The organism is Micromonospora eburnea, assembly GCF_900090225.1.
Taxonomy (GTDB): Bacteria; Actinomycetota; Actinomycetes; order Mycobacteriales; family Micromonosporaceae; genus Micromonospora; species Micromonospora eburnea.
In genome coordinates this window covers 3,466,895-3,488,373 of sequence record NZ_FMHY01000002.1, presented here as the reverse complement: position 1 = coordinate 3,488,373, position 21,479 = coordinate 3,466,895, and the positions used below count along the sequence as shown (strand labels likewise).

Below are 21,479 nucleotides of genomic sequence, written 5' to 3'. Positions count from 1 at the left end.
CCGCGCGGCCGGTCCTTGTGACGGCGTGTGCGACGGGTCACTCCGCCGGCGTGGGCGTGGGCTTCCGGTTCGCGCGCAGCGCGGCCACGATCCGGGGCAGGGCCTCCCCGATCGGCTCCCGCACCACCTCGTCGGCGAGGTCGTCGTACGGCGTCTCGTCCCGGTTCACGATCACGAGCCGCGCGCCGGCGTGCACCGCCATGGAGCACAGCGAGGCCGCCGGCTCGACCAGCAGTGAACTACCCACGGCCAGCAGCAGCTGCGACGCCGCGGCGATCTGCCGGGCCTGGTCGAGAACCCGCGGGTCGAGGTGCTCCCCGAACAGCACCACGGCCAGTTTCAGGATGGCCCCGCAGCCGTCGCACCTCGGATCGGAATCGCCCATCCGGACCCGGAGCAGCGTGCGTTCCGTAGCGGTACGGACACCGCAGCCGGTGCACCGCACCTCGCGGATCGTGCCGTGCAGCTCAAGGACCTTGCGCGCCGGCAGGCCCGCCCGCTGGTGCAGCCCGTCGACGTTCTGGGTGAGCACCCGCACCGCTGTGCCGGACCGGTCCAGCTCCGCCAGCGCGCGGTGCGCCGCGTTCGGCTCCGCGAGCCAGGCGGCGTGCCCGGCGTAGGTGTCCCAGAACCGGGCCCGCAGCACAGGATCGGACAGGAACCGGTCGTACGTGAAGGCCTGCGCCGCGGCCGGGTCCCGGGTCCAGATTCCGTCCGGGCCGCGATAGTCCGGCACGCCGGAATCCGTGGAGATGCCCGCGCCGGTCAGTACCGCCACCCGCGTGATCCCTCGCGTCCACTCCATGGGCGTGATCGTAGGAAGCGGGCGAGACGCCCGGCGAGCGCATTTCGGTGCACGGCATCCCAGGCCGGGCCGGATGGCCGGCCGGCGGCGAGCGCTGGCAGAGTCGACGACATGACAGGGATGACCGGGCCACACGTACGGGCGGCCGCCGCCGAGATGAACCGGGTACTGCGGCCCGCCGTGGACCGGGACTGGACCGTGGCGGCCGCGGAGCTGACCTGGTCCTGCTGGACGACCGCCGCGCACGTGGCCCATGACCTGTTCGCCTACGCGGCCCAGCTGACCGGCCTACCGGCCGACGAATACCTCCCCGTCGACCTGCGGGTACGCACCGACGCGACGCCGGCCGACCTGCTGACCGTGGTGACCGCGAGCGCCGGACTCCTCGCCGCCGCCGTCGACGGTGCCGACCCAGCGGCCCGAGCCTGGCACTGGGGGCCGTGCGACCCGGGCGGTTTCGCCGCGATGGGGGTCGCGGAGACTCTGCTGCACACCTGTGACATCACCGGTGGTCTCCGGCTGGACTGGTCGCCGCCGCCGCAGCTGTGCGCCGGGGTGCTGGGCCGGTTGTTCCCGGACGCGCCGGGCGGCGACCCGGTGGCGGTGCTGCTCTGGATGACCGGGCGGGCTCCACTGGGCGACCGGCCGCGGCGCACCGCGTGGACCTGGCGGGCCGCGCTCGGCTGAGGCGGGTCAGTGCCGGCGCCAGGGCAGCCGCCAGCGCCGGCGCGGGGCGCCGACCGTCACGGTGGTGCGGTCGGCCGCCTCGGCGGTGGCGACCCGCTCGGCGGCTGCCCGCTCGCGCTCCTCCCGCCAGCGTCGGACGATCTCCTCCGCGTTCACGGGGCGGACCACCACCCGTGGTCCGCTCGGTGAACGCAGGAAGTCCACGATCTCCTGGTTCAACGCGGAGACCGTCGCCCGCACCGACTCCTCGGTCGGCAGGTCCCGCACCTCGTCGGGCAACCGCTCCACCCGTCGACGCAGCTGCAACGGGGTGGGCAGCAGCAGGTCGCCCGGGATCCGCTCCCGCTCCAGAAAGCTCTTGATCCACCACGACTCGTCGTAGGGCAGGCCCCGCCCGGGGATCGGTTTGCCCGCGCCCGGCAGGTTGTCGAACTCGCCGCGCTCCTGCGCCGAGCGGATCTGCGCCTCGACCGCCGCGTCCCAGCCAGCCACCACCGCCGTCACCTCCCGCACCCACCGTATCCGTCGCCGGGGCAGCGCTCGGTCCAGGCGGTTTGTTCCCCGTGGGCGGCCGGGTGCGACGCGGCGTACATTCCGCGTGGCCCGTACCGTAGAGCGGGAGGGAGGACCACCGACGTGCGCGACTGGCTGATCGGGCTCGGCCTCGCGGTGGCCTGTCTGCTGGCGAGTTGGGCGCTGCTGGTGCTGCTGGCCCGGCGGCTCCCGCCGGGCATCCTGCGCGATCTGGCCGCGTTCATCCCCGACTGTCTGACCACGGTGCGCCGGCTGCGCAAGGATCCCCGGGTGCCGCGCCGGGCGAAGGTCGCGATCGTGTTCGCCGGGCTCTGGGTGGCCAGCCCGATCGACCTGATCCCCGAGTTCCTGCCGGTCATCGGCCCACTCGACGACATCGTCGTGGTGGCCCTCGCGCTGCGCTACGCCGGTCGGCGGGTGCCCCGGCAGGTGCTCCTCGACGCCTGGCCGGGTGAGCCACGACTGTTGCTGCGGCTGCTCGGTCCGGCACCGGCCGGCGCGGCGGCAACCGGCGCCGAGCCGGCCGATCGCTGACCCGGGGGGGGGCACCGGCGGGGCCGACGTCGGCGGTCGCCGGTCAGGCCAGGTGGCGGACGTGGCGGTGGCCGTCGCGGGGGAACGGCGGCCGGGCCGGCAGCACATCCTGGAAGACGTACCCGCTCTTCTCCGCCACCCGGCAGGAGGCCGCGTTGTCGACCTGGTGCAGTAGTTCGAGGCGGGTCAGCCCGGTGGCGGCGAAGCGGGCGAACGCCCAGTCGCTGACCGCGTCGACCGCGCGCGGCGCGACGCCGCGCCCCCGGGCGGGCGCCGCCGTCCAGTAGCCCACCTCGGCCGCCGGCCGGCCCGGGGCGACCTCCTTGACCAGCACGTGCGCCACCAGCTGCTCCCCGTCGGGCGTCGGCTCCAGCACGGCGAAGCTGAACCGGCGGTTGGCCGCCCAGCCCTGTCGGCTGCGACGCAGGAACGCCTGCGCGTCGGCCGGGGTGTCCACCGGTTGTCGGGTCCAGCTCCGCAGCACCGGGTCCCGGTAGGCGGCGAGCAGCGCCTCGGCGTCGCCGACACGCCACGGCCGCAGCAGCAGACCGGGCGCGGACGGGGTGGGCGGGGCGTGTAGCACGATCGACATGTCGGTAGTCTGGCCCGCCCCATCATTCCTGGCGACCCCGGACGTCACGCCACCGACGGGGTCCGGGCGTAGGGTCGGGAGTCGGGTACGGAGGAGGACGCATGGTCTCGGTTGGTGCGGTGCTGGGGATGTCCCTGGTGGCGTTGGGTCTGGTGCTCACGCCCGGCCCGAACATGGTCTACCTGGTGTCCCGGTCGGTCACCCAGGGCCGACGGGCCGGGCTGGTGTCGCTGCTCGGCGTGGCCGTCGGCTTCCTGGTCTACCTGGCCGCGGCGGTCGCCGGGATCGCCACGGTGTTCGTGCTGGTGCCCCCGCTGTACGTGGCGGTGAAGCTGGCCGGGGCGGCGTACCTGCTGTGGCTCGCCTGGCAGACGCTGCGCCCGGGCGGCCGGTCGGCGTTCACCCCGACGCCACTGTCGCCGGACCGCCCCCGGCGGCTGTTCACCATGGGGCTGGTCACCAACCTGCTCAACCCGAAGATCGCCATCCTGTACATGTCGCTGCTGCCGCAGTTCATCGACCCGGCGCGCGGCCACGTTGCGGTGCAGAGCCTGCTGCTCGGGCTGACCCAGATCAGCATCGCGCTGACCGTGAACGGGCTGATCGTGCTCACCGCGGGTACGGTGTCGGCGTTCCTGACCCGCCGGCCGGCCTGGGCGCGGGCACAGCGGTACGTGATGGGCAGCGTGCTGGCCGGCCTCGCGGTCCGTATCGCCGCGGACCGCTCCCGCGCCGCCGTCGCCACCCCCTGACCGGCCCGTACGTGGGCGGGCGTTCGCGGTCGTCGAGTCCCAGGCGTTGTTCGACCACGCCGACGAGCAGGTCACCCGCATCCGTGGCGAGGACTGGTTGCCGGCGTTCCGGGACGCGACGCTGAGGAAGGTCCTACGGCTACGGGCTACGTCGTATCGAGACCCGGATCCTGGACGCCTAAGTGGCCGACCGGCTCTGCACGCGCGAGCGGCCGTACGCGGCAAGGGCGTGGAAGGCGGCCTTTGGCGTCCACGAGCCGTCCGGCAGCACCCGCACGATCCCGCGCGCAGCCAGGTCGAAGTCGCGCTCCGGGTCGTCAGTGGTCGGCAGGTGCCGGTTCGCGAACGTGTACACGAACGCCGCCTCCACCCCGCCGGCCTCGTAGTCGCGCAGCAGGTCCATGACGTAGCGGGCCTGGCCCTCCTCGTCGCGTTCCAGCCCCGCGGTGAGCTTCGCGGCGCGGCCGTGCTCGTCGTACGTCACCGGCTCCGCCCCGCCCGCGACGTCGGCCGCGCCGCGGAACGTGCAGCAGCCGAACTCGGTCGCGGCGTACGGCTTGCCCTGCCCCACCGCAGCCGCCAGGCTCTGCGGAAACACCGCGGCGTTGGTCGCGTCGCGGTACCCGGCGTCGCTGGCGATGATGTCGAACAGCGCCCAGTCCACGGCCTCCAGCGGGATCGAGGCGTAGCCGACGGGCCCGCCGAACCGCTTCCGCACCATGGGCACCGCTTCGGCGAGGAAGTCGCGCACCGCGGCCTGCGCGGCCGGGACCGCCTCCCGCATCCGCATCGGGTCGGTGAACAGTGCCATGCGCTCTGCCAGGTCGCGGCCGGGCAGGAAGCCGTCGGTGAACATGGAGATCTCGGAGCCGGTGAGGTACACGACCGAGGCCCCGCTCCGCCGCAGCCGCTCGGCCCGCTCGGCGCCGTCGAGCACGAACGCCATGAGCCCGTCGCGGTCGAGGCCGTTGGTGAACGGGCAGTGCCACACCTCTAGCCCGGCCTCGGCGGCGAACCCCGCGGTCAGTTCGAGCCGGTCCTGGACACCGCCGGTGATGCGCACCGCGTCGCAGTGCAGCTCGTCGCGGATGACGCGCAGGTCGCGCCGCACGGTCTCGTGGTCGAACGGCTCGTGGGTCGTGGACCCCGCGCTCACGAAACCGGTGTCGTAGTTCATGCCGAAGACGCGCATCGGCCCTCCTCGTTCATAAGGTACGTCGCGTACCCTATAGGGTACGTCTAGTACCCTGCAAGGCGTGGCCACGAGGCGCCGAGGCGAGGAGCTGGAGCGGGCGATCCTGCACGCGGCGGCGGAAGAGCTGCGCGACTCCGGCTACGCGGGGATGACCATGGACCGGGTCGCCGCCCGGGCCGGGACCAACAAGAACGCGATCTACCGCCGATGGCCGCACCGGGCGGCACTGGGCATCGCGGCGTACCGTCACCTGTCCGACGCCGTGATGCCGAACCCGGACACGGGCACCCTGCGGGGCGACGCGCTGGAACTGCTGCGGCGGGCGAACGAGACGTGGTCGTCGCCGCACGGGGCGATCCTGCGCGGGCTGCTCGCCGCCGCGGCCGACGATCCCGAACTGCTCGCCCTCATGCGGGAGCGGTCCGGCGCGGACACCATGGACCGCGCCTGGCTGGCGATGCTGGAACGGGCCGCGGCCCGGGGCGAGGCGTCGGGCGCGGCCGTGCACCAGCGGGTGGCGACGACGCCGATGATGCTGCTGCGCGCCGAGTACGCGATGCGCGGCATCCCCTCCGTGCCCGACGAGGTGCTGGTCGAGATCGTGGACGAGGTGTTCCTGCCGCTCGTGCGCGGCCGTGGCTGAACGCGCGCGGCGGCCGCGCGAAGGCCGGTCGGGGTGATGTCGCGCCGCTGGCCGACCGGCGAACGGGCCGACCGTCGTCCAGACGGTCCCGCAGCGGCGGACCGTCACCGGGGCGGCTCGCGCAGCACCGCCACGCCGCCGGGTGGGATGTTCACCGCGTCGTTGACGACCTCTCCGGTGAGCAGGTCCGTCCCGGTGGCCGGCACCCGCTGCGCCCGGTCGGTGTGGTTGATCAGGAACAGCCAGCTCCGGTCACCGTCGCGGCGGCGCACGGCCTCGACCCCGGCCGGCGCCTCGGGACAGACCGGGCCGACCCCGGCCAGCCGGGCGGCCTCGGCCAGCAGCCGCCGGTAGGTGTCGTCGTCGGGCCGGGTGGAGACATACCAGGTGAGGGCGTCACCGAGCCGGTGCCGGGTGACGGCCGGCAGCCCGTCCAGCACCCCACCGAGATACGCCGTGACCGGCTCTGCGCCGGCCAGGTGCACGGTCTCGGTCCAGTCCTGGCCGGTTCCGCCGCCGGTCAACGGCACCCGGTCGGCGGCGGCGAGCGGGTGGAACTCCTCGACCCGGATGCCCAGCAGGTCGCGGAACGCGCCCGGGTAGCCGCCCAGGCGGATCCGGCCGTGTTCGTCGGCGACGCCGCTGAGCCAGGTGACCAGCAGGTGGCCACCGCCGAGGACGTGGTCGCGTACCCAGTCGGCGGTGGCGTCCGAGGCCAGGTAGAGGGCGGGCAGCACGAGCAGCCGGTAACCGTCGAGGGGGTCGCCGGGCAGCACCAGGTCGCAGGCGATCCCGGCGCGCCACAGCGCGCGGTGGGCGGCGGCCACCTCGGCGTGGTGGTCGAGCCGCTGCGACGGCAGGCCCGGGTGGCGCAGCGCCCAGCCGCAGGCCGCGTCCCAGCCGATCGCGACGGAGGCGTCCACCCGGCCGGCGTCGACCTCGGCGATCCGGCCCAGTAGGGCACCGAGGTCGGCGGCCTCCCGGAACACCCGGCTGTCCGGGCCGGCGTGCCCCACCAGCGCCGAGTGGAAGCGTTCCGCCCCACCGACCGGGGCCCGCCACTGGAAGAACATCACCCCGCAGGAGCCGCGGGCAACGTGGGCGAGGCTGTGCCGGGCCATCCGGCCGGGCTCCTTGGTGTGCATCCGGCCGGCGGTGTGGAGCTGGTTCGGGGCGCTCTCCATCAGCAGCCAGGACGCCCGCCCTCCCTCCATGCCCCGGCGGCGCGCGCCGTGCCGGGCCCAGCCACGGGCCAGGTCGGCGGCGAGCGCGGTCTGCTCCTCGGCGCCACCGTCCGCCGTGGACGGATAGTGGTCGATGGCGACCAGGTCCACCTCGGACGCCCACCGGCCGTGGTCGACGGGCACCCAGTCACCGAGCACATAGTTGGTGGTGACCGGCACCGCCGGGTTCGCCGCGCGCAGCAGGTCCCGCTGCTCGACGTACGCGGCCAGCAGGGTGTCGGACCAGAATCGGCGGAAGTCGAGCAGTTGACCCGGATTGGCCAGGTACTGGGTGGCGCGGGGCGCGGCGATCTGCGCCCAGTCCGAGTAGTGCTGGCTCCAGAAGCTGGTCACCCAGGCGGCGTTGAGCGCGTCGAGGTCACCGTACCGGTCGGCCAGCCAGCGGCGGAACGCCGCCTCGGTGTGCGCGCAGTGGCAGGTGGTGCCGTACTCGTTGTGCACGTGCCACAGGGCCAGGGCCGGGTGGTGTGCGTACCGGTCGGCGAGCACCCCGGCGATGTGGCGTGCGGCGGCCCGGTACGCGGGCGCGGCCGCGCAGTAGGTGTCGCGGCTGCCGTGGTGCAGCCGTACCCCGTCGGCGGTGACCGGCAGCGCGTCCGGGTGGGCCAGGGAGAACCACGGCGGGGGCGACGCGGTGGGGGTGGCCAGCGCCGCCCGGATGCCGTTGTCGTGCAGCAGGTCGAGGACCTGGTCGAGCCAGTCGAAGGTGTACCGGGCGGGAGCCGGTTCGAGGCGGGACCAGGCGAACACACCGACGGTGACGAGGGTGACCCCGGCGCGGCGCATCAGCGCGACGTCCTCCCGCCACACCTCGGCCGGCCACTGCTCCGGGTTCCAGTCGCCGCCATAGCAGAGCCGGCCGTCGTCCCGCACCGCCCACCATCCCTTCTCCGGTCAGCCCTTCACGGCGCCGGTGATCACGCCCTTGGTGAAGTGCCGCTGCACGAACGGGTAGACGATCACCGCCGGGACCACGGTGACCACCACCACCGCCATCTTGACCGCGAGCGTCGGCGGGTACGCGGTCACCCCGGGCAGGTTGACCGGCGTGCCGGAGACGTTGGGTGACTGCCCGGCGAGGATGTAGCTCTGCAGCACCCGCTGGATCGGGAACTTGTCGTTGTCGTCGACGTAGAGCACCGCGTTGAAGTACGCGTTCCAGTAGCCGACGGCGTAGAAGAGGCCGACCACGGCGATCACCGCCCGGGACAGCGGCAACATGATCTTCCAGAGGATGCGGAACTCCCCCGCCCCGTCGATGCGGGCGCTGTCGAGCAGCTCCCCGGGAACGTTCATGAAGAACGCCCGGATCACCACCAGGTTGAACACGCTGACCGCGCTGGGCAGGATCAGCGACCAGATGCTGTCCTTGAGCCCGAGACCGGTGACCACCAGGTAGCTGGGCACCAGGCCGGGGAAGATGAGGAAGGTCAGCAGGAAGAAGAAGAGCAGCCCCCGGTGGCCGACCGACCCGGGCCGGGACAGCCCGTACGCGGCGAGCACGGTCACCGCCAGGCTGAGCGTGGTGCCGAGCACGGTGACCAGGGTGCTGATCCAGACCGCCTGGGTGATCTGCCCGCCGCTGAAGATGGTCACGTACGCCGACGGATCGATGCCGCGCGGCACCATCACCATCCCGCCGGCCGCGTCGATCGTCTCCCGGGAGGAGAGGCTGGTCACCAGGACCGCCCACATGGGGACGAGGACCGCGGCGACGAGCAGGACGAGTAGGGCGCCCTTGGCGGCCTGCCCGGCCGGCGAGGGCGGCTCCTCCCAGACGGGCCGGCGGGAGCGGCGCCGCCGGGCGGTCGCGGTGTCGAGGTGGCTGATCACGATCGGGAGTACACCCCCTGCTCTCCGAGCCGGTGCGCGACACGGTTGGCGGTGAGGATCAGCACCAGCCCGACCGCGGCCTTGAACAGTCCGGCGGCGGCGCCGAGCCCCCACTGCTGGGTGGCGATCGCCTGGTAGTAGACGAAGGTGTCCAGCACCTCGGCGGCGTCCCGGCCGACCGCGTCGCGTTGCAGGATGAACTGTTCGAAGCCGACCGACAGCGCGTCGCCGAGGCGCATGATCAGCAGTAGCACGATCACCGGACGCAGGCCCGGCAGGGTGATGTGCCACAGCCGACGCCACCGGCCGGCCCCGTCGGCGGCGGCCGCCTCGTACAGGTTCGAGTCGATCGCCGCGAGGGCGGCGAGGAAGACGATGGCGCCCCAACCGAGGTCCTTCCAGACCGCCTCCGCGGTGACCAGCACGATGAAACCGTCCGGATTGGTCATCACGTTCCAGGGCTCCAGCCCGGCCTGGCGCATCTCCTGGGCGAGCAGCCCGGCACCACCGAGCATCTGCACGAAGAACGTCACCACCAGCACCCAACTGAAGAAGTGCGGCAGGTAGACGACGCTCTGCACGAAGCCGCGCACCCGGCCGGAGACCAGGCTGTTGAGCAGGATCGCCAGCAGGATCGGTAGCGGGAAGAAGAAGACCAGTTGGAACGCGGTGATGGTGAGGGTGTTACGGACCGCGTCCCAGAACAGCGGGTCGCTGAAGAGCGCCTCGAAGTTGCCGAAGCCGATCCATTCGCTGTGCAGGAACGCGTCGAGCGGGCCGTCACCGATGAACGGGTTGTAGTCCTGGAAGGCGATGACGTTGCCCAGCGTGGGCAGGTAGTGGAAGACCAGCAGCAGCGCCGCGGCCGGGGCGGTCATCGCCAGCAGCGGCCAGTCGCGGGCCAGCCGGACGCGCAGCGTCCGCCGAGCCCCTTTTCGGGTACGCCCCGGCGGTGCAGCCGCCGGCGTGTCGACCACGCCGGCGGCACCCTGCCTGCTCATGCGACCACCCCGCTGCGGCGGTGATTCGCTTGCTGGCGCTCACTCATCGGCCGTTGTCGGCGAGCGCCTTCTCGAAGAACGCGCGCCCCTCCTCGCCGCCGGTGACGAAGAACTCCTTGCGGACCGCTTCCAGGTCGCTGACCGGTCGCCGGCCGCGCAGGATGTCGCGGATCTTGTCGTCGGTCGGCTGGATGATCTTCGACCAGTTGGCGGGCAGCTCCAGCTTGATCCCGGCGAACAGGTCCTTCTCCATCAGGGCGATGTTCTTCTGGTAGTAGCCGAGGTAGTCCTGCACGTAGTTCGGGGTGTCGGCGCTGCGCACCTTCACCGGGACCCGGCCGCCGATGTGGGTGTACTGGGCGCCCATCTCCTTGCGGCCCAGTTCGGTGGGCACCGGGCTGCCGTCGGCGCCCCGGGTAAAGTGCTTTCCCTCCACGCCGTACTCGCGCAGCTCGAACTCGCGGCTGCCGAACGGGGCGGCGCACCAGTTGAGCACCCGCAGCAGCTCGCCGACGCGATCCTTGCCGAGGCCCTTCTTGACGAAGGTGAAGAAGATCGGTTTCTCGCTGCCCCAGATCAGCGGTTGGTTACCGCCCGCGCCGAAGACCGGCATTGGCTGCATGTCGAAGCTGGGCAGCACCTTGGTCTGCTCGCTCTGCAGGCCCTGCCAGGCGCCGAGGCCGTCCTGGTACATCAGGATCTTGCCGGCCTTGAACAGCTGCTTCTCGTCGGCGCCCTTGCTGGCCACCGTGTCGGGGTGGACCAGCCCCTCCTTGAACAGCCTGGCGGTGAACTCCAGGGCGGCGGCGAACGCCGGGTTCTCGAACTTGTGCTCCAGGCCGCCGTCGGGCCGCTTGCGCCAGATCTGCTGGCAGCCGAAGAACTGCTGCACCATGTCGAAGATGCTGCCGAAGGCCCAGACGCCCCGGGCCGGGTCGGTGACCTTTTTGCCCAGCTCGTACAGCTCGTCGGGGCTGGTCGGCGCGGCCAGGCCGGCCCGGTCGAGCAGGTCCTTGCGGTGGAACAGCGCCCAGGCGAAGGGGCCGTCGGTGGGGAACGGCACCGCGTGGAGCCGGCCGCCCCAGACCGAGTACTCCCACGCGCCGGTGGGCAGCGCGGCCAGGTACGGGTAGGCCGCGGCGGCGTCGCCCTTGAGGTGGTCGGTGAGGTCCTCGAAGAGCGCCTTGACCGCGTCGGAGAATCGGGCGATCTTGTCGACCTCCCAGTTGGGCACGCTGAGGATGTCCGGCACGTCGCGGGCGCCCAGCATCGCGTTGAGCTTGTCGGCGTACGTGCCGCCGTCCTGGAGGCTGGGGTCGACGTCGACGCCGAGCCTGGCGTTGACCGCGGCGAGGTAGGAGTTCCGGCCCAGGGTCGGCGGGGTGGGGCCCCACCACGGGCTCATGGTGCGGATGGCCGGCCCGCCTCGGCCCGGCTGTTCGGTGACCGCGTCCACCAGTTGCCGTGGGTAGCTGAGATAGCCGTCGGGGATCGGTCCCTCCCCGGGGATGTCCGGCTTGAGCAGCTCGGCCGGCTTGTACGTGGGCAGCACCGACCGGATGGCGTCGGCCTTGGTGGCGGTGCCCTTGCTGCCGGCCTCCTTGCTGCATGCGGTCAGGGCGCCGCCGACAGTGGTGGCGGCGGCGCCGAGGCCGACCAGCCGCAGCAGGGTCCGGCGGTCGGTGGATGCGCCCGGCAGGGACGGCTTCACGGCGCGCTCCCTTCGTCGTGGTGGTTTGCCGAGGACCTGGAACCGGATAGAATTAGTTGGGGTTCTAGCCGAACAAACTAATCGACGGTGATCCCGCCCACAAGACAGCCGCGGCACCACCCCCGGGTGGTCGATCCGAACCGACCACGGAGGTAGGCGATGATGAGAGCCGCACCACCGGGACCGGCAGTGTCGGCGCAGGAAGCGGGCAGCTCGTGATCAGCATCCACACCCCACCCCAGCCCACCGACCTCAGCGACGTCCGGGTGGCCAACCGGGCCGTGGTCCTGCGACACGTCCGGCTGCACGCACCCTGCTCCCGGGCCGACATCGCCGCGCACACCGGACTCAACAAGGCCACCGTCTCCAGCCTGGTCACCGAACTGATCCAACGGCGACTGCTGCGCGAGACCGGGCTCACCGAGAACCGGGTCGGCCGGCCCGCCACCATGCTCGTCCTCGACGGCGAGCCGTACGCCGGGCTCGGGCTCCAGGTCGGCGACGACGAACTCGTGGTGGTCGCCGTCGACCTGGGCGGCAACCGGCTGCTCACCTGGCGGCGTGCCTTCGCCGCGCCGACCGTCCCGGCCGAGGAGACCGTACGCGCGCTCGCCGCGCTGGCCCGCCGAGCGGTCACCCGGCTCACCGGGCAGGGCCGCGGCGTGCTCGGCCTCACCGTGGGCGTACCCGGGCTGGTGGGCGCCGACGGCGTGGTCCCACTGGCCCCCACGCTGGGCTGGCGGGACCTGCCGCTCGCCGCCGAACTGCGTCGCGCGCTGCGGGAACCGGGCTTCACCGTCGGCGTCGACACCGACGCCAACCTCGCCGTCCTGGCCGAGCAGCGCCACGGCGCGTACGCCGGGACGGCCGACCTGGTGCACCTGACCGGCGGGACCGCGCTCGGCGCGGGGACGGTCAGCGGCGGCCGGCTGCTGCGCGGCGGCCGCGGCTTCGCCGGCGAGATCGGCCATGTGCCGCTGGACCCGGCCGGACCGGCCTGCGCGTGCGGCCGGCACGGCTGCCTGGCGGCACTGACCGGGGTGGACGCCGTGGTCCGCCGGGTCCTGCCCGACGCCGAGCGGGACGGCCCGGTCACCGACTACCTGCCGGAGATCGACCGCATCCAGGCCCTCGCCCACGCCGGCGACGACACCGTCCTGACCGGACTCACCGAGGTCGGCCGGTGGCTCGGTCACGGAGTGTCCATCCTGGCCAACCTGATCGACCCGCAGGTGGTCGTGGTCGGCGGCCACCTCGCGGCCCTGGCCCCCTGGCTGCTGCCGGCGGCCCGGGCGGAGCTGTCCGCCCGTACCCTCGCTCCCGGCGCGTGCCGGCTGGAGGCCAGCACGCTCGGCTCCGCGGCGACCGCGCTCGGCGGCGCCACCGCCGCGCTGGCCACCGTGGAGGCCGGCCGACTACCGACCACCTGAGCGCACGCACGGCCCGGACCCGCACCGGGCCTTGACCGGATCGGTGCCCTGGTGCCAACCTCGGTACCGCCACCCCGTACCAGGGCAGCCGGGGCGGCTTGTTTCTCCGCGGTCGTCGAAGCGCTTCACCAGCGTCCGGGCCGACCACCGCTCCCATCCGCATGTTCGCGCTCCGCCGCTCGTCACGACGGCCGTCGAAGCGCTTCGACAGCCCGCCGGTCGCCCCGACGCCCACGGAAGGCACCCGCCATGACCGACCGCACCCCCCACCGCCTCGACGATCTGCTGGCCCGGCTCACCCTGCCGGAGAAACTCGGCCTGCTGCACCAGTGGCAGGCGCCGGTGCCCCGGCTCGGCCTGCCCGCGTTCCGCACCGGCACCGAAGCGCTGCACGGCGTCGCCTGGCTCGGGCCGGCGACCGTCTTCCCCCAGGCGGTCGGCCTGGCCGCCACCTGGGACCCCGACCTGATCCGGGCCGTGGGCGCCGCCGTCGGCGACGAGGTCCGCGCCATGCACCAGGCCGACCCCGCCCGGGTCGGCCTCAACGTGTGGGCGCCGGTGGTGAACCCGCTGCGCGACCCGCGCTGGGGGCGCAACGAGGAGGGCTGGTCCGAGGACCCGTGGCTGACCGGGCGGCTGGCCACCGCGTACGCCCGGGGGCTGCGCGGCGACCACCCGACCCGGTTGCGCACCGCGCCGACGCTCAAGCACTTCCTGGGCTACAACAACGAGACCGACCGGGCCACCACCTCCAGCGACCTGCCGCCCCGGGTGCTGCACGAGTACGAGCTGCCCGCCTTCCGGGCACCCGTCCAAGCCGGCGCGGCGGTGGCGGTGATGGCCTCGTACAACCGGGTCAACGGGGTGCCGGCGCATGTCAGCCCGCTCATCGCCGGCGAGCTGCGCGGCTGGGCCGACGACGAGATCATGGTGGTCGGCGACGCCGGGGCGGTCGGCAACCTCGCCGGCGTGCAGGGCCATCTGCCCGACCACGTCGAGGGCTTCGCCGCCGCGCTGCGCGCCGGCGTCGACAGCTTCACCGAGGACGACCAGAACAGCGTCCCGACCGTCGAGCGGCTGACCGAGGCGCTGCGCCGCGGGCTGGTCAGCGAGTCCGACGTGGACCGGGCGGTCCGCCGCATCCTCGGCGTACGGCTGCGTCTGGGCGACCTGGACCCGCCGGACGAGGACCCGTACGCCGACGTGCCGCCCGACGTGGTCGACTGCCCGGCGCACCGGCGGCTGGCCCGCGAGGCGGCCCGCGCCGCGGTCGTGCTGCTGCGCAACGACGGGCTGCTCCCCCTCTCCCCCGCCACCGCGCCTCGGGTGGCCGTGCTCGGCCCGCTCGCCGACGCCGTGCACCTCGACTGGTACAGCGGCACCCTGCCGTACGCGGTCACCGCCTACGCCGGGCTGGCCGGACGGCTGCCCGAGGTGACCACCCACCCGGGCACGGACCGGATCGCGCTGCGCCTCGGCGACCGGTACGTCCACTGCCCCGGCACCCCGGACGGCGGCCCGCTGGCCCTCGACGCCACGCCCGCCGCGTTCGACGTCTTCGACTGGGGCGGGGACGTGGTGGCGCTGCGCGCCGTCGGCAACGGCCGGCACGTCGGTGCCGACGACAGCGGTACGCTGGTCAACGACCGTCCCGGCCCGGGCGGCTGGGTGGTCCGGGAGACGTTCCGCTTCGACCACCGCCCCGACGGCACCGCGCTGCTGCACCACCTCGCCACCGGCGGGTATGTGGCCGTCGACGCCGACGGCCGGCTCTCCGTCGGGGCGGACCCGGCCCGCGCCGCCGCGTTCACCGTGGACCTGCTCGCCGACGGGGCCGCCGAGGCCGCCGCGCTGGCCGCCGCCGCGGACGTGGCCGTGGTGACGCTGGGCAACCACCCGATGGTCAACGGACGTGAGACCGAGGACCGGGTCGACCTGGCCCTGCCCGCCGGGCAGGAGGCGCTGCTGCGCGCCGTACACGCCGCCAACCCGCGGACCGTGCTGGTGGTGACCAGCAGCTACCCGTACGCGGTGGGCTGGGCGCAGCGGCACCTGCCGGCGGTGCTGTGGACCTCGCACGGCGGCCAGGAGCACGGCGCGGCCCTCGCCGACGTGCTGCTCGGCGACGCCGACCCGGCCGGCCGGCTCACCCAGACCTGGTACGCCGACGCCGCCGAGCTGCCGGACCTGCTCGACTACGACATCATCGGTGCGGACGCCACCTACCTGTACCACCGGGGCGAGCCGCTGTATCCGTTCGGGCACGGGCTCAGCTACGCCCGCTTCGACTACGCCGACCTGCGGTTGGACACGGCCGAGGCGACCGCCGGCGAGGAGGTCGAGGTCAGCGTGTCGGTCACCAACACCGGTGCCCGCCCCGGCACGGAGGTGGTGCAGCTCTACACCCGGCAGCGGCGTTCCCGGGTCAAGCAGCCGCTGCGGCAGCTACGCGACTTCGCCCGGGTCACCCTGGCGCCCGGGCAGCGCGCGACGGTCACGCTGCGGCTGCGTACCGCCGAGCTGGCCTGGTGGGACGAGTCCCGGGGCGCGCTGGTGGTGGAGGACGCCACCCACACCGTCCAGGTCGGCCGCTCGGCCCGGGACATCCGGCTGGTCGGCGCGCTCACCGTCACCGGCGCGGCCGGTGCCGCCCGGTCGGCCGTGGCCGGGTGCGGGGTGGGCCGGTGACCCGCGCGCCGGGCCGCGGCCGCAGCCCCGCCGGCCAGGTCACCATCGCCGACGTCGCCCGGCACGCCGGGGTCGCCGCCAGCACCGTCTCGTACGTCCTCAGCGGCAAGCGGGTGATCTCCGCGGTGACCCGCGACCGGGTCCTGGCCAGCGTCCGCGCCCTCGGCTACCACCCGAACGCCGGGGCCCGCGCCCTGGCCAGCCGCCGGGCCAACGTGATCGCGCTGGTGCTGCCGCTGCGCACCGGGATGCAGGTGCCGGTGGTGATGCAGTTCGCCACCGCCGTGGTCACCACCGCCCGCCGGTTCGACCACGACGTGCTGCTGGTCACCTCCGACGAGGGCCCGGCCGGATTGCGTCGGATCGCCGGCAGCGCGATGGTCGACGGCGTCCTGCTGATGGACGTGGAGCTGGACGACTCCCGGGTGCCGCTGCTGCGGGAACTGGCGCTGCCCAGCGTGCTGATCGGCCATCCCACCGACACCGCCGGTCTGGCCTGCGTCGACCTCGACTTCCACCGGGCCGGTGAGGTGTGCGTCGAGCACCTGGCCGGGCTGGGGCACCGGCGGGTGGCGCTGCTCGGCGCCCCGGCGGCCGTCTACGGACGGGGCACCGGCTTCGCCCACCGGACCCGGGCCGGGGTGGTGGCCGCCGCCGCGCGGCTCGGCGTCGACGCGGTGACCCTGCCGTGCGAGGAGGGCCCGGCCGCGGTCCGCCGCGACCTGGGATCACTGCTGGACCGCCATCCCGACGTCTCCGCGCTGGTGGTGCAGAACGAGTCGGCGGTCGGCCCGGTGCTGGCCGCGTTGCCGGCCCTGGGCCGGCAGGTGCCGCGGGACGTCTCCGTGGTGGCCATCTGCCCCGACCAGTTCGCCGACCAGGCCGGCCTCACCTCGGTGCCGGTCCCCGCCGAGGAGATCGGCCGGCAGGCGGTGGCGCTGCTGATGCGCCGGCTTCGGGAGGACCCGGTGCCGGAGGTGACGCTGCTCGTCCCCCGGCTGACCGTGCGGGACAGCACCGCCGGGACCGGCCGGTGACGCCTGCCGCCGAGGATCAGAGGTTGTCGGGCTGGGTGAGGCCCGGGTGGCGCTCGCCCGGGGCGGCGTACCAGGCGGCCCGGTCCTCGCGCAGCGCGGTGGAGATCCGCAGTCGGGACCAGTCGTCCAGCTCGGGCAGGTCGTCCGGGTCGAACCAGTCGACGGCGAGGGACTCGTCGCCGTCGGCGGTGGGCACTCCGCCCACCGCCCGGCAGTGGAACCAGACGTTGAGGTACTCGCAGGCGTCGCCGTTGGGGTAGACGACCGGGTGGGTGGCGACCCCGCCGATCCGCTCGATCGCCACCTTGACGCCGGTCTCCTCGTACACCTCGCGCAGCAGCGCGTCGGCCGGCTGCTCGCCCGGGTCGACCCCACCGGCCGGGATGGACCAGCCGCCGTTGTCGCCCCGGCGAGCCAGCAGCAGCCGCCCCGCGTCGTCGGTCACCACCGCGCTCACCCCGTAGAGCATGAGCAGGTCGGATCCGATGTGACGGCGCATCCGGGCGACGTAGGGCGACAGCGGCATGGCGGCACCCTAGCGGCCGGACCCCCGGTGCCGGCGTACCATGCCGGCGGCCAATGGCGCGTCGTCCAGGTCACCGGCGGCGATCCTTCCGGCGACGGTACGGCGCACCAGGCGGTCGGCGAGGGCGGGCGCGTGCCGGGCCAGGGCCAGCTCGACCCGCCCCCGGGTGGTGGTGGCGACGTCGCGGGGCGCGCGGCGGGCGGTGGCGGCCCGCAGGATCGCCGCGATGACCCCTTCGACCGGTTCCAGCCGGGAAACCCCGTTCAGCGACAGCCCGGCCTGGGCGGTGCTGTCGTGGATCGGTGAGGCGACCATGCTGGGGTAGACGACGCTGACCCCGACGTGGGTGCCGACCTCGTGGCGCAGCGCGTCGGCGTACGCCACCAGGGCCCGCTTGCTCACCCCGTACGCGGCTGCGAGGGGCAGCGGGAGCACCGCCATCCGGCTGGCCACGAACACCACCCGGCCGCGCGCCGATTCCAGGGCCGGCAACGCCGCGGCGGTGGTCCGCCAGGCGGCGAGCAGGTTGACCTCGATCTGCTGCCGGACCACCTCGTCGGGGGGCAGCTCGGCGGGCGCGGGGCCACCGACGCCGGCGTTGTTGACCAGCAGGTCCAGCCCGCCGAGCCGGTCCACGGCGGCCCGCACCGCCGGCGGCACGGCCGCCGGGTCGGTCAGGTCGCAGCCGAGCACCGGCACGTCGCCGTCCTCGTCCGGGTGCAGGTCCAGCCCGACGACCCGGGCGCCGGCGCCGGTGAGCGCGGCGCACAGGTGCTGGCCGAAGGTGCCACGCGCCCCGGTGACCAGCACCCGCCGGCCGGTCAGCCCGCTCACCGTGCCACCCCCGCCCGGCGGCGTCCGGCGGTCAGTTCCCGCCCCAGCTCGGCCAGGTACGCGTCGAAGTCCACCCGAAGGTGCGGGCGGCGCTGCCCCCACCGGGCGGTGGCGGCCCGCAGCTCGGCGCGGCAGGCGGCGGCCTGCCGCGCCGGGTCCGGCGGCGCCCAGGTGCCGGCGAGCCGGCCGGCAACCAGCCGGGCCTGCGCCTCGACCAGCGGAAACGCCGCCCCGGTGGACTGCATCAGCCCGACGAACGCCAGGCCGGGAGCGTCGAGGTGGAAGACGTGCAGGTACAGCGGCAACCGGTCGGCGCCGTCGCCGAGCAGCGCGGGGTCGAGGAACGGCACCGCCACCCGGTAGCCGGTGCACCAGATCACCAGGTCCACCTCGTCGGCGCGGCCGTCGGTGAACTCGACCCGGTTCCCGGCGAACCGGGCGATGCCGGGACGAGCCTCGATGTCGCCGTGGGTGAGCCGGGACAGCAGCCCGTCGGAGAGGGTGGGGTGGTCCTGGAGGAAGCCGTGGGTGGGGGCGGGCAGCCCGTACCGGGTGGGCGGGCCGACGGTGGCGGTGAGCATGGTCTGGCTGATCCGCTGCCGCAGCCGCCAGGGCAGCCGGCGGGCCAGCGCCCCGTTGAGCGTGTCCGACGGGCGGCCGAGCAGATATTTGGGCACCACCCAGACGCCGCGGCGCAGCGACAGCAGGGCGCGGGTGGCCGCGTACGAGGCGTCGACGGCAATGTCCATCGCGGAGTTGCCGCCGCCCACGACCAGGACCCGCCGCCCGGCGAGCTGGTCCGGCCCCCGGTAGTCGTGGCTGTGCATCTGGTCTGCGGTGCACTCGCCCGCGTAGCCGTCGGGCAGCTTCGGCACCCGGTTGTGACCGTTGGCGACCACCACCGCCTCGACGTCCACGCGGACCGGCCCGTCCGGCCCGGTGGCGTGCACCGTCCAGGTGTCGTCGGCGGCGCGGTCCACCCGCGTGACGGTGTGCCGCAGCCGGATGTCCTCGTGGAGCCCGAACCGGTCGGCGTAGTCGGCAAGGTAGCTGGCGATGCGGGCGTGGCCCGGGTAGTCGGGCCAGTCGGCGGGCATCGGGTGGTCGGCGAACTGGGTGCGGCCCTTGCTGGTGTTCAGGTGCAGGGTCGTGTACGCGGGCGAGCCGGGCGCCCCGTACACCCAGAGTCCGCCGACGGTGTCGGCGGACTCGAACGCCACCGCCGGGACCCCGGCGTCGCGCAGCGCCTTGAGGGTGGACAGCCCGGCCACCCCGGCGCCGATCACCGCCACCCTGGGCCGTGCCGTCATGCCCGCCTCCTTAATCCAACGTCCGATGGATAATGCCCAGCGGACGGCGGGCCGTCAAGGGGCGGCCGGCGGATACAGCGCGTCGAGGAAGCGGTGTACGAACGCCCGGAACTCCCGCCGCTCCCGGGCTCCCGCGCCGCCGGACGCGGCGAGGGCCACCACATGGCCGTGCACGGCCCAGACCAGGCTGCGCACCGTGATGTGCGGGGTGGGCTCGTCCAGCGCCCCACGCTCGGCCGCGGCGGCGAGCAACTGCTCGACCAGCCCGTACAGCGGGGCCGCGTAGCGCTGGTCGAGTTCCCCGTGCCGGTGCGGCTCCAGCCAGCGGCGCAGCCACAACGCGGTGGTCTCGGGCCGGTCCTCGAGGAAGTCCACGAAGACGTCGACCAGGTCGTGCAGGGCTCGCAGCGCCTCGGCCGGCCCGGCCGCCAGGGCACCCCGGGCCCGCTCGCCGGCCGCCGCCAGCACCTCCTGCTCCGCGGCGAAGACCCGGGCGAAGCAGGCGTCGTAGAGCTGCGCCTTCGTACCCGTGTGGTGCGCGACGGTGGCCACGTCGACGCCGGCGGCGGACGCGACGTCGCGCAGGCTGACGGCGTCGAAGCCACGTTCGGCGAAGAGCGCGGTGGCGGCGGCGAGGACGAGGTCGCGGGTCGGTCGCTGGTCGTCACGGCGGGGCCGGCCCGGCCGGCGGCGGGGCATGGTCATCCCGCCATTGTTCCCCCTACAATCCATCCTCCGTTGGATTGGCGGGGCGGCGCGCCCGGGGAGGATGCGAACATGACCGGGCTCGACCACGACGTCGCCCTGCGACGGGCCCCCCTGCTCGGCTTCGCCACCGGCTCGCTCGGCATGGGCGTCTGGCTCACCGTGCCCGGGTTGCTGCTGCTCTACTTCCTCACCGACGTGCTCGCCGTCGCCCCGTGGCTGGCCGGGCTGACCCTGCTGCTGCCGAAGATCGCCGACGTGCTGCTGCATCCGTGGATCGGCCACCGCAGCGACGTCGAGCAGGCCCGCCGGGGGCACCGCCGCCGGCTGCTGCTGGCCGGCTGTGTCCTCCCGCTGGCCTTCGCCGCGCTCTTCGCGGTGCCCGGCGGACTCACCGGTGGCGCCGCCGCGGCCTGGGTGGCGCTGCTGTTCATCGCCGGTAACCTGCTGTTCGCCGCATACCAGGTGCCCTATCTGGCCACTCCGGCGGACCTGCGGATCGGCTATCACGAACGCACCCGGCTGATGGCCTTCCGGATGGTGGTCCTCACCGTCGGGATCCTGCTGTCCGGGCTGCTGGCGCCGCTGCTGACCGGCGGCGACACCCCCACCCGTGGCGGCTACCTGCGGATGGCGGCGCTGCTCGGCGTCGGGATGCTGGTCGCGATGCTGGTCGGGATCGCCGGAATCGACCGGTTGCGGCAGGCGGCGGCCGGGCCGGCGGCACCGGAGGCGGGCGGCTGGCGGGCCCTCGCGGAGAGCCTGCGCGACCGGCAGTTCCGCTGGCTGGTCGCCGCCTATCTGGCCATGTCCACCACCACCCACCTGGTTCTCGCCGGGGTGCCCTACTACGCCCAGTACGAGCTGGGCCGCCCGAAGCTCACCACCGTGCTGGTGGCCGCGTTCCTCGCGCCCGCGCTGCTGGTCACCCCGGCGTGGCTGGCCGTGGCCCGCCGGTTCGGCAAGCAGCGGGCGCTGCTGGCCGCGCAGTCCACGTTCGCGGTCGGCGCGCTGGTGCTGGCCGTCGGCCGGCCGGTCGGCCTGCCTGTCCTGGTCGCGGTGGTGGCGGTGCTCGGGGTGGCGTTCGCCGCCCTGCAACTGCTGCCCTTCTCGATGCTCCCCGACGTGATCCGCGCCGCCGGGGCCACCCGCGCCGGCACGTACACCGGCGTGTGGACGGCCACCGAGGCGACCGGCGGGGCGCTCGGCCCCTACGCGTACGCCCTCTGCCTGGCCGCCGGTGGCTTCGTCGCCTCCTCGGCAGGGGAGACGCTGACCCAGTCGCCGGCCGCCCTCGCGGCCATCCGGTACGGCTTCGGCCTGCTGCCCGCCGCCATGATGGCGGTCGCGGTGCTGCTGCAACGCCGCTACACCCTGGACCGTGTGGCCCGCGCCGACCCGGGAACCGGCCACTAGAC

20 protein-coding genes are annotated in these 21,479 nt (G+C 74.1%); 8 read left to right on the top strand and 12 right to left on the bottom strand.

Going from position 1 to position 21,479, the window contains the following annotated elements:
* Positions 1 to 37 precede the first annotated feature (37 nt).
* A complete protein-coding gene (locus tag GA0070604_RS15705) occupies positions 38 to 805 on the bottom strand; it encodes an SIR2 family NAD-dependent protein deacylase (RefSeq protein ID WP_208602070.1) in 768 nt (255 codons plus the stop codon).
* A 120-nt stretch (positions 806 to 925) separates the two neighbouring features.
* On the opposite strand from GA0070604_RS15705, the gene GA0070604_RS15700 reads away from it, so the two are divergent.
* Entirely contained in the window at positions 926 to 1,492 is a 567-nt protein-coding gene (locus GA0070604_RS15700; RefSeq protein WP_091118617.1) for a hypothetical protein, read from the top strand.
* 6 nt (positions 1,493 to 1,498) lie between these two features.
* On the opposite strand, the gene GA0070604_RS15695 is transcribed toward GA0070604_RS15700, so the two are convergent.
* Positions 1,499 to 2,005, bottom strand: coding sequence for a DnaJ family domain-containing protein (locus GA0070604_RS15695; RefSeq protein WP_244161920.1), 507 nt, complete (start codon positions 2,003 to 2,005; stop codon positions 1,499 to 1,501).
* Between the two features lie 123 nt (positions 2,006 to 2,128).
* Here GA0070604_RS15695 and GA0070604_RS15690 point away from each other — a divergent pair, with 123 nt between their 5' ends.
* Positions 2,129 to 2,560 carry a YkvA family protein gene (locus GA0070604_RS15690; RefSeq protein ID WP_091118616.1) on the top strand — a complete coding sequence of 144 codons (432 nt, stop codon included), beginning with the start codon at positions 2,129 to 2,131 and terminating at the stop codon, positions 2,558 to 2,560.
* A gap of 43 nt (positions 2,561 to 2,603) precedes the next feature.
* On the opposite strand, the gene GA0070604_RS15685 is transcribed toward GA0070604_RS15690, so the two are convergent.
* Positions 2,604 to 3,152, bottom strand: a complete 549-nt coding sequence (locus GA0070604_RS15685) for a GNAT family N-acetyltransferase (protein ID WP_091118615.1) — start codon at positions 3,150 to 3,152, stop codon at positions 2,604 to 2,606.
* Between the two features lie 101 nt (positions 3,153 to 3,253).
* Between GA0070604_RS15685 and GA0070604_RS15680 the strand changes: the two genes are divergently transcribed.
* A complete protein-coding gene (locus tag GA0070604_RS15680; protein WP_091118614.1) occupies positions 3,254 to 3,904 on the top strand; it encodes a LysE family translocator in 651 nt (216 codons plus the stop codon).
* Between the two features lie 178 nt (positions 3,905 to 4,082).
* Here the strand turns inward: GA0070604_RS15680 and GA0070604_RS15675 are convergent, their stop codons facing one another.
* Positions 4,083 to 5,096: a hypothetical protein gene (locus GA0070604_RS15675; RefSeq protein ID WP_091118613.1), complete on the bottom strand. Its 1,014-nt coding sequence runs from the start codon at positions 5,094 to 5,096 to the stop codon at positions 4,083 to 4,085.
* A 64-nt stretch (positions 5,097 to 5,160) separates the two neighbouring features.
* On the opposite strand from GA0070604_RS15675, the gene GA0070604_RS15670 reads away from it, so the two are divergent.
* The gene (locus GA0070604_RS15670) at positions 5,161 to 5,742 is read left to right on the top strand and encodes a TetR/AcrR family transcriptional regulator (protein ID WP_091118612.1); all 582 of its coding nucleotides are present in this window, start codon (positions 5,161 to 5,163) and stop codon (positions 5,740 to 5,742) included.
* 104 nt (positions 5,743 to 5,846) lie between these two features.
* Here GA0070604_RS15670 and GA0070604_RS15665 read toward each other — a convergent pair whose 3' ends face one another.
* Genes GA0070604_RS15665 through GA0070604_RS15650 form a run of 4 tightly spaced genes read right to left on the bottom strand, consistent with a single transcriptional unit; the run spans position 5,847 to position 11,531 of the window.
* On the bottom strand, positions 5,847 to 7,859 hold the full coding sequence (locus GA0070604_RS15665) for a beta-galactosidase (RefSeq protein ID WP_091118611.1): 2,013 nt from the start codon (positions 7,857 to 7,859) through the stop codon (positions 5,847 to 5,849).
* A 21-nt stretch (positions 7,860 to 7,880) separates the two neighbouring features.
* Positions 7,881 to 8,819, bottom strand: a complete 939-nt coding sequence (locus GA0070604_RS15660; RefSeq protein WP_244161919.1) for a carbohydrate ABC transporter permease — start codon at positions 8,817 to 8,819, stop codon at positions 7,881 to 7,883.
* The gene (locus GA0070604_RS15655; RefSeq protein ID WP_091118610.1) at positions 8,816 to 9,820 is read right to left on the bottom strand and encodes an ABC transporter permease; all 1,005 of its coding nucleotides are present in this window, start codon (positions 9,818 to 9,820) and stop codon (positions 8,816 to 8,818) included. Before GA0070604_RS15655 ends, GA0070604_RS15660 begins: the two co-directional genes overlap by 4 nt.
* A 43-nt stretch (positions 9,821 to 9,863) precedes the next feature.
* Positions 9,864 to 11,531 (bottom strand): extracellular solute-binding protein, encoded by a 1,668-nt coding sequence (locus GA0070604_RS15650; RefSeq protein ID WP_091118609.1) that lies wholly within the window; start codon positions 11,529 to 11,531, stop codon positions 9,864 to 9,866.
* Between the two features lie 215 nt (positions 11,532 to 11,746).
* Between GA0070604_RS15650 and GA0070604_RS15645 the strand changes: the two genes are divergently transcribed.
* From GA0070604_RS15645 to GA0070604_RS15635, 3 genes are all read left to right on the top strand, one after another.
* Positions 11,747 to 12,961, top strand: coding sequence for an ROK family transcriptional regulator (locus tag GA0070604_RS15645; protein WP_091118608.1), 1,215 nt, complete (start codon positions 11,747 to 11,749; stop codon positions 12,959 to 12,961).
* A gap of 249 nt (positions 12,962 to 13,210) precedes the next feature.
* On the top strand, positions 13,211 to 15,649 hold the full coding sequence (locus tag GA0070604_RS15640; RefSeq protein WP_091118607.1) for a beta-glucosidase family protein: 2,439 nt from the start codon (positions 13,211 to 13,213) through the stop codon (positions 15,647 to 15,649).
* The gene (locus GA0070604_RS15635; protein WP_091127160.1) at positions 15,646 to 16,686 is read left to right on the top strand and encodes a LacI family DNA-binding transcriptional regulator; all 1,041 of its coding nucleotides are present in this window, start codon (positions 15,646 to 15,648) and stop codon (positions 16,684 to 16,686) included. Before GA0070604_RS15640 ends, GA0070604_RS15635 begins: the two co-directional genes overlap by 4 nt.
* 16 nt (positions 16,687 to 16,702) lie before the next feature.
* On the opposite strand, the gene GA0070604_RS15630 is transcribed toward GA0070604_RS15635, so the two are convergent.
* The 4 genes from GA0070604_RS15630 to GA0070604_RS15615 are packed head-to-tail and all read right to left on the bottom strand — an operon-like array spanning position 16,703 to position 20,055.
* Positions 16,703 to 17,212: an NUDIX domain-containing protein gene (locus tag GA0070604_RS15630; protein WP_091118606.1), complete on the bottom strand. Its 510-nt coding sequence runs from the start codon at positions 17,210 to 17,212 to the stop codon at positions 16,703 to 16,705.
* A gap of 9 nt (positions 17,213 to 17,221) precedes the next feature.
* On the bottom strand, positions 17,222 to 18,046 hold the full coding sequence (locus tag GA0070604_RS15625) for an SDR family NAD(P)-dependent oxidoreductase (protein ID WP_091118605.1): 825 nt from the start codon (positions 18,044 to 18,046) through the stop codon (positions 17,222 to 17,224).
* Positions 18,043 to 19,356, bottom strand: coding sequence for a flavin-containing monooxygenase (locus GA0070604_RS15620; RefSeq protein WP_091118604.1), 1,314 nt, complete (start codon positions 19,354 to 19,356; stop codon positions 18,043 to 18,045). Before GA0070604_RS15620 ends, GA0070604_RS15625 begins: the two co-directional genes overlap by 4 nt.
* Positions 19,357 to 19,410: 54 nt before the next feature.
* Complete coding sequence (locus tag GA0070604_RS15615) at positions 19,411 to 20,055, bottom strand: TetR/AcrR family transcriptional regulator (RefSeq protein WP_091127159.1); 645 nt, start codon at positions 20,053 to 20,055, stop codon at positions 19,411 to 19,413.
* A gap of 78 nt (positions 20,056 to 20,133) precedes the next feature.
* On the opposite strand from GA0070604_RS15615, the gene GA0070604_RS15610 reads away from it, so the two are divergent.
* On the top strand, positions 20,134 to 21,477 hold the full coding sequence (locus GA0070604_RS15610) for an MFS transporter (RefSeq protein WP_091118603.1): 1,344 nt from the start codon (positions 20,134 to 20,136) through the stop codon (positions 21,475 to 21,477).
* Positions 21,478 to 21,479: the final 2 nt, after the last annotated feature.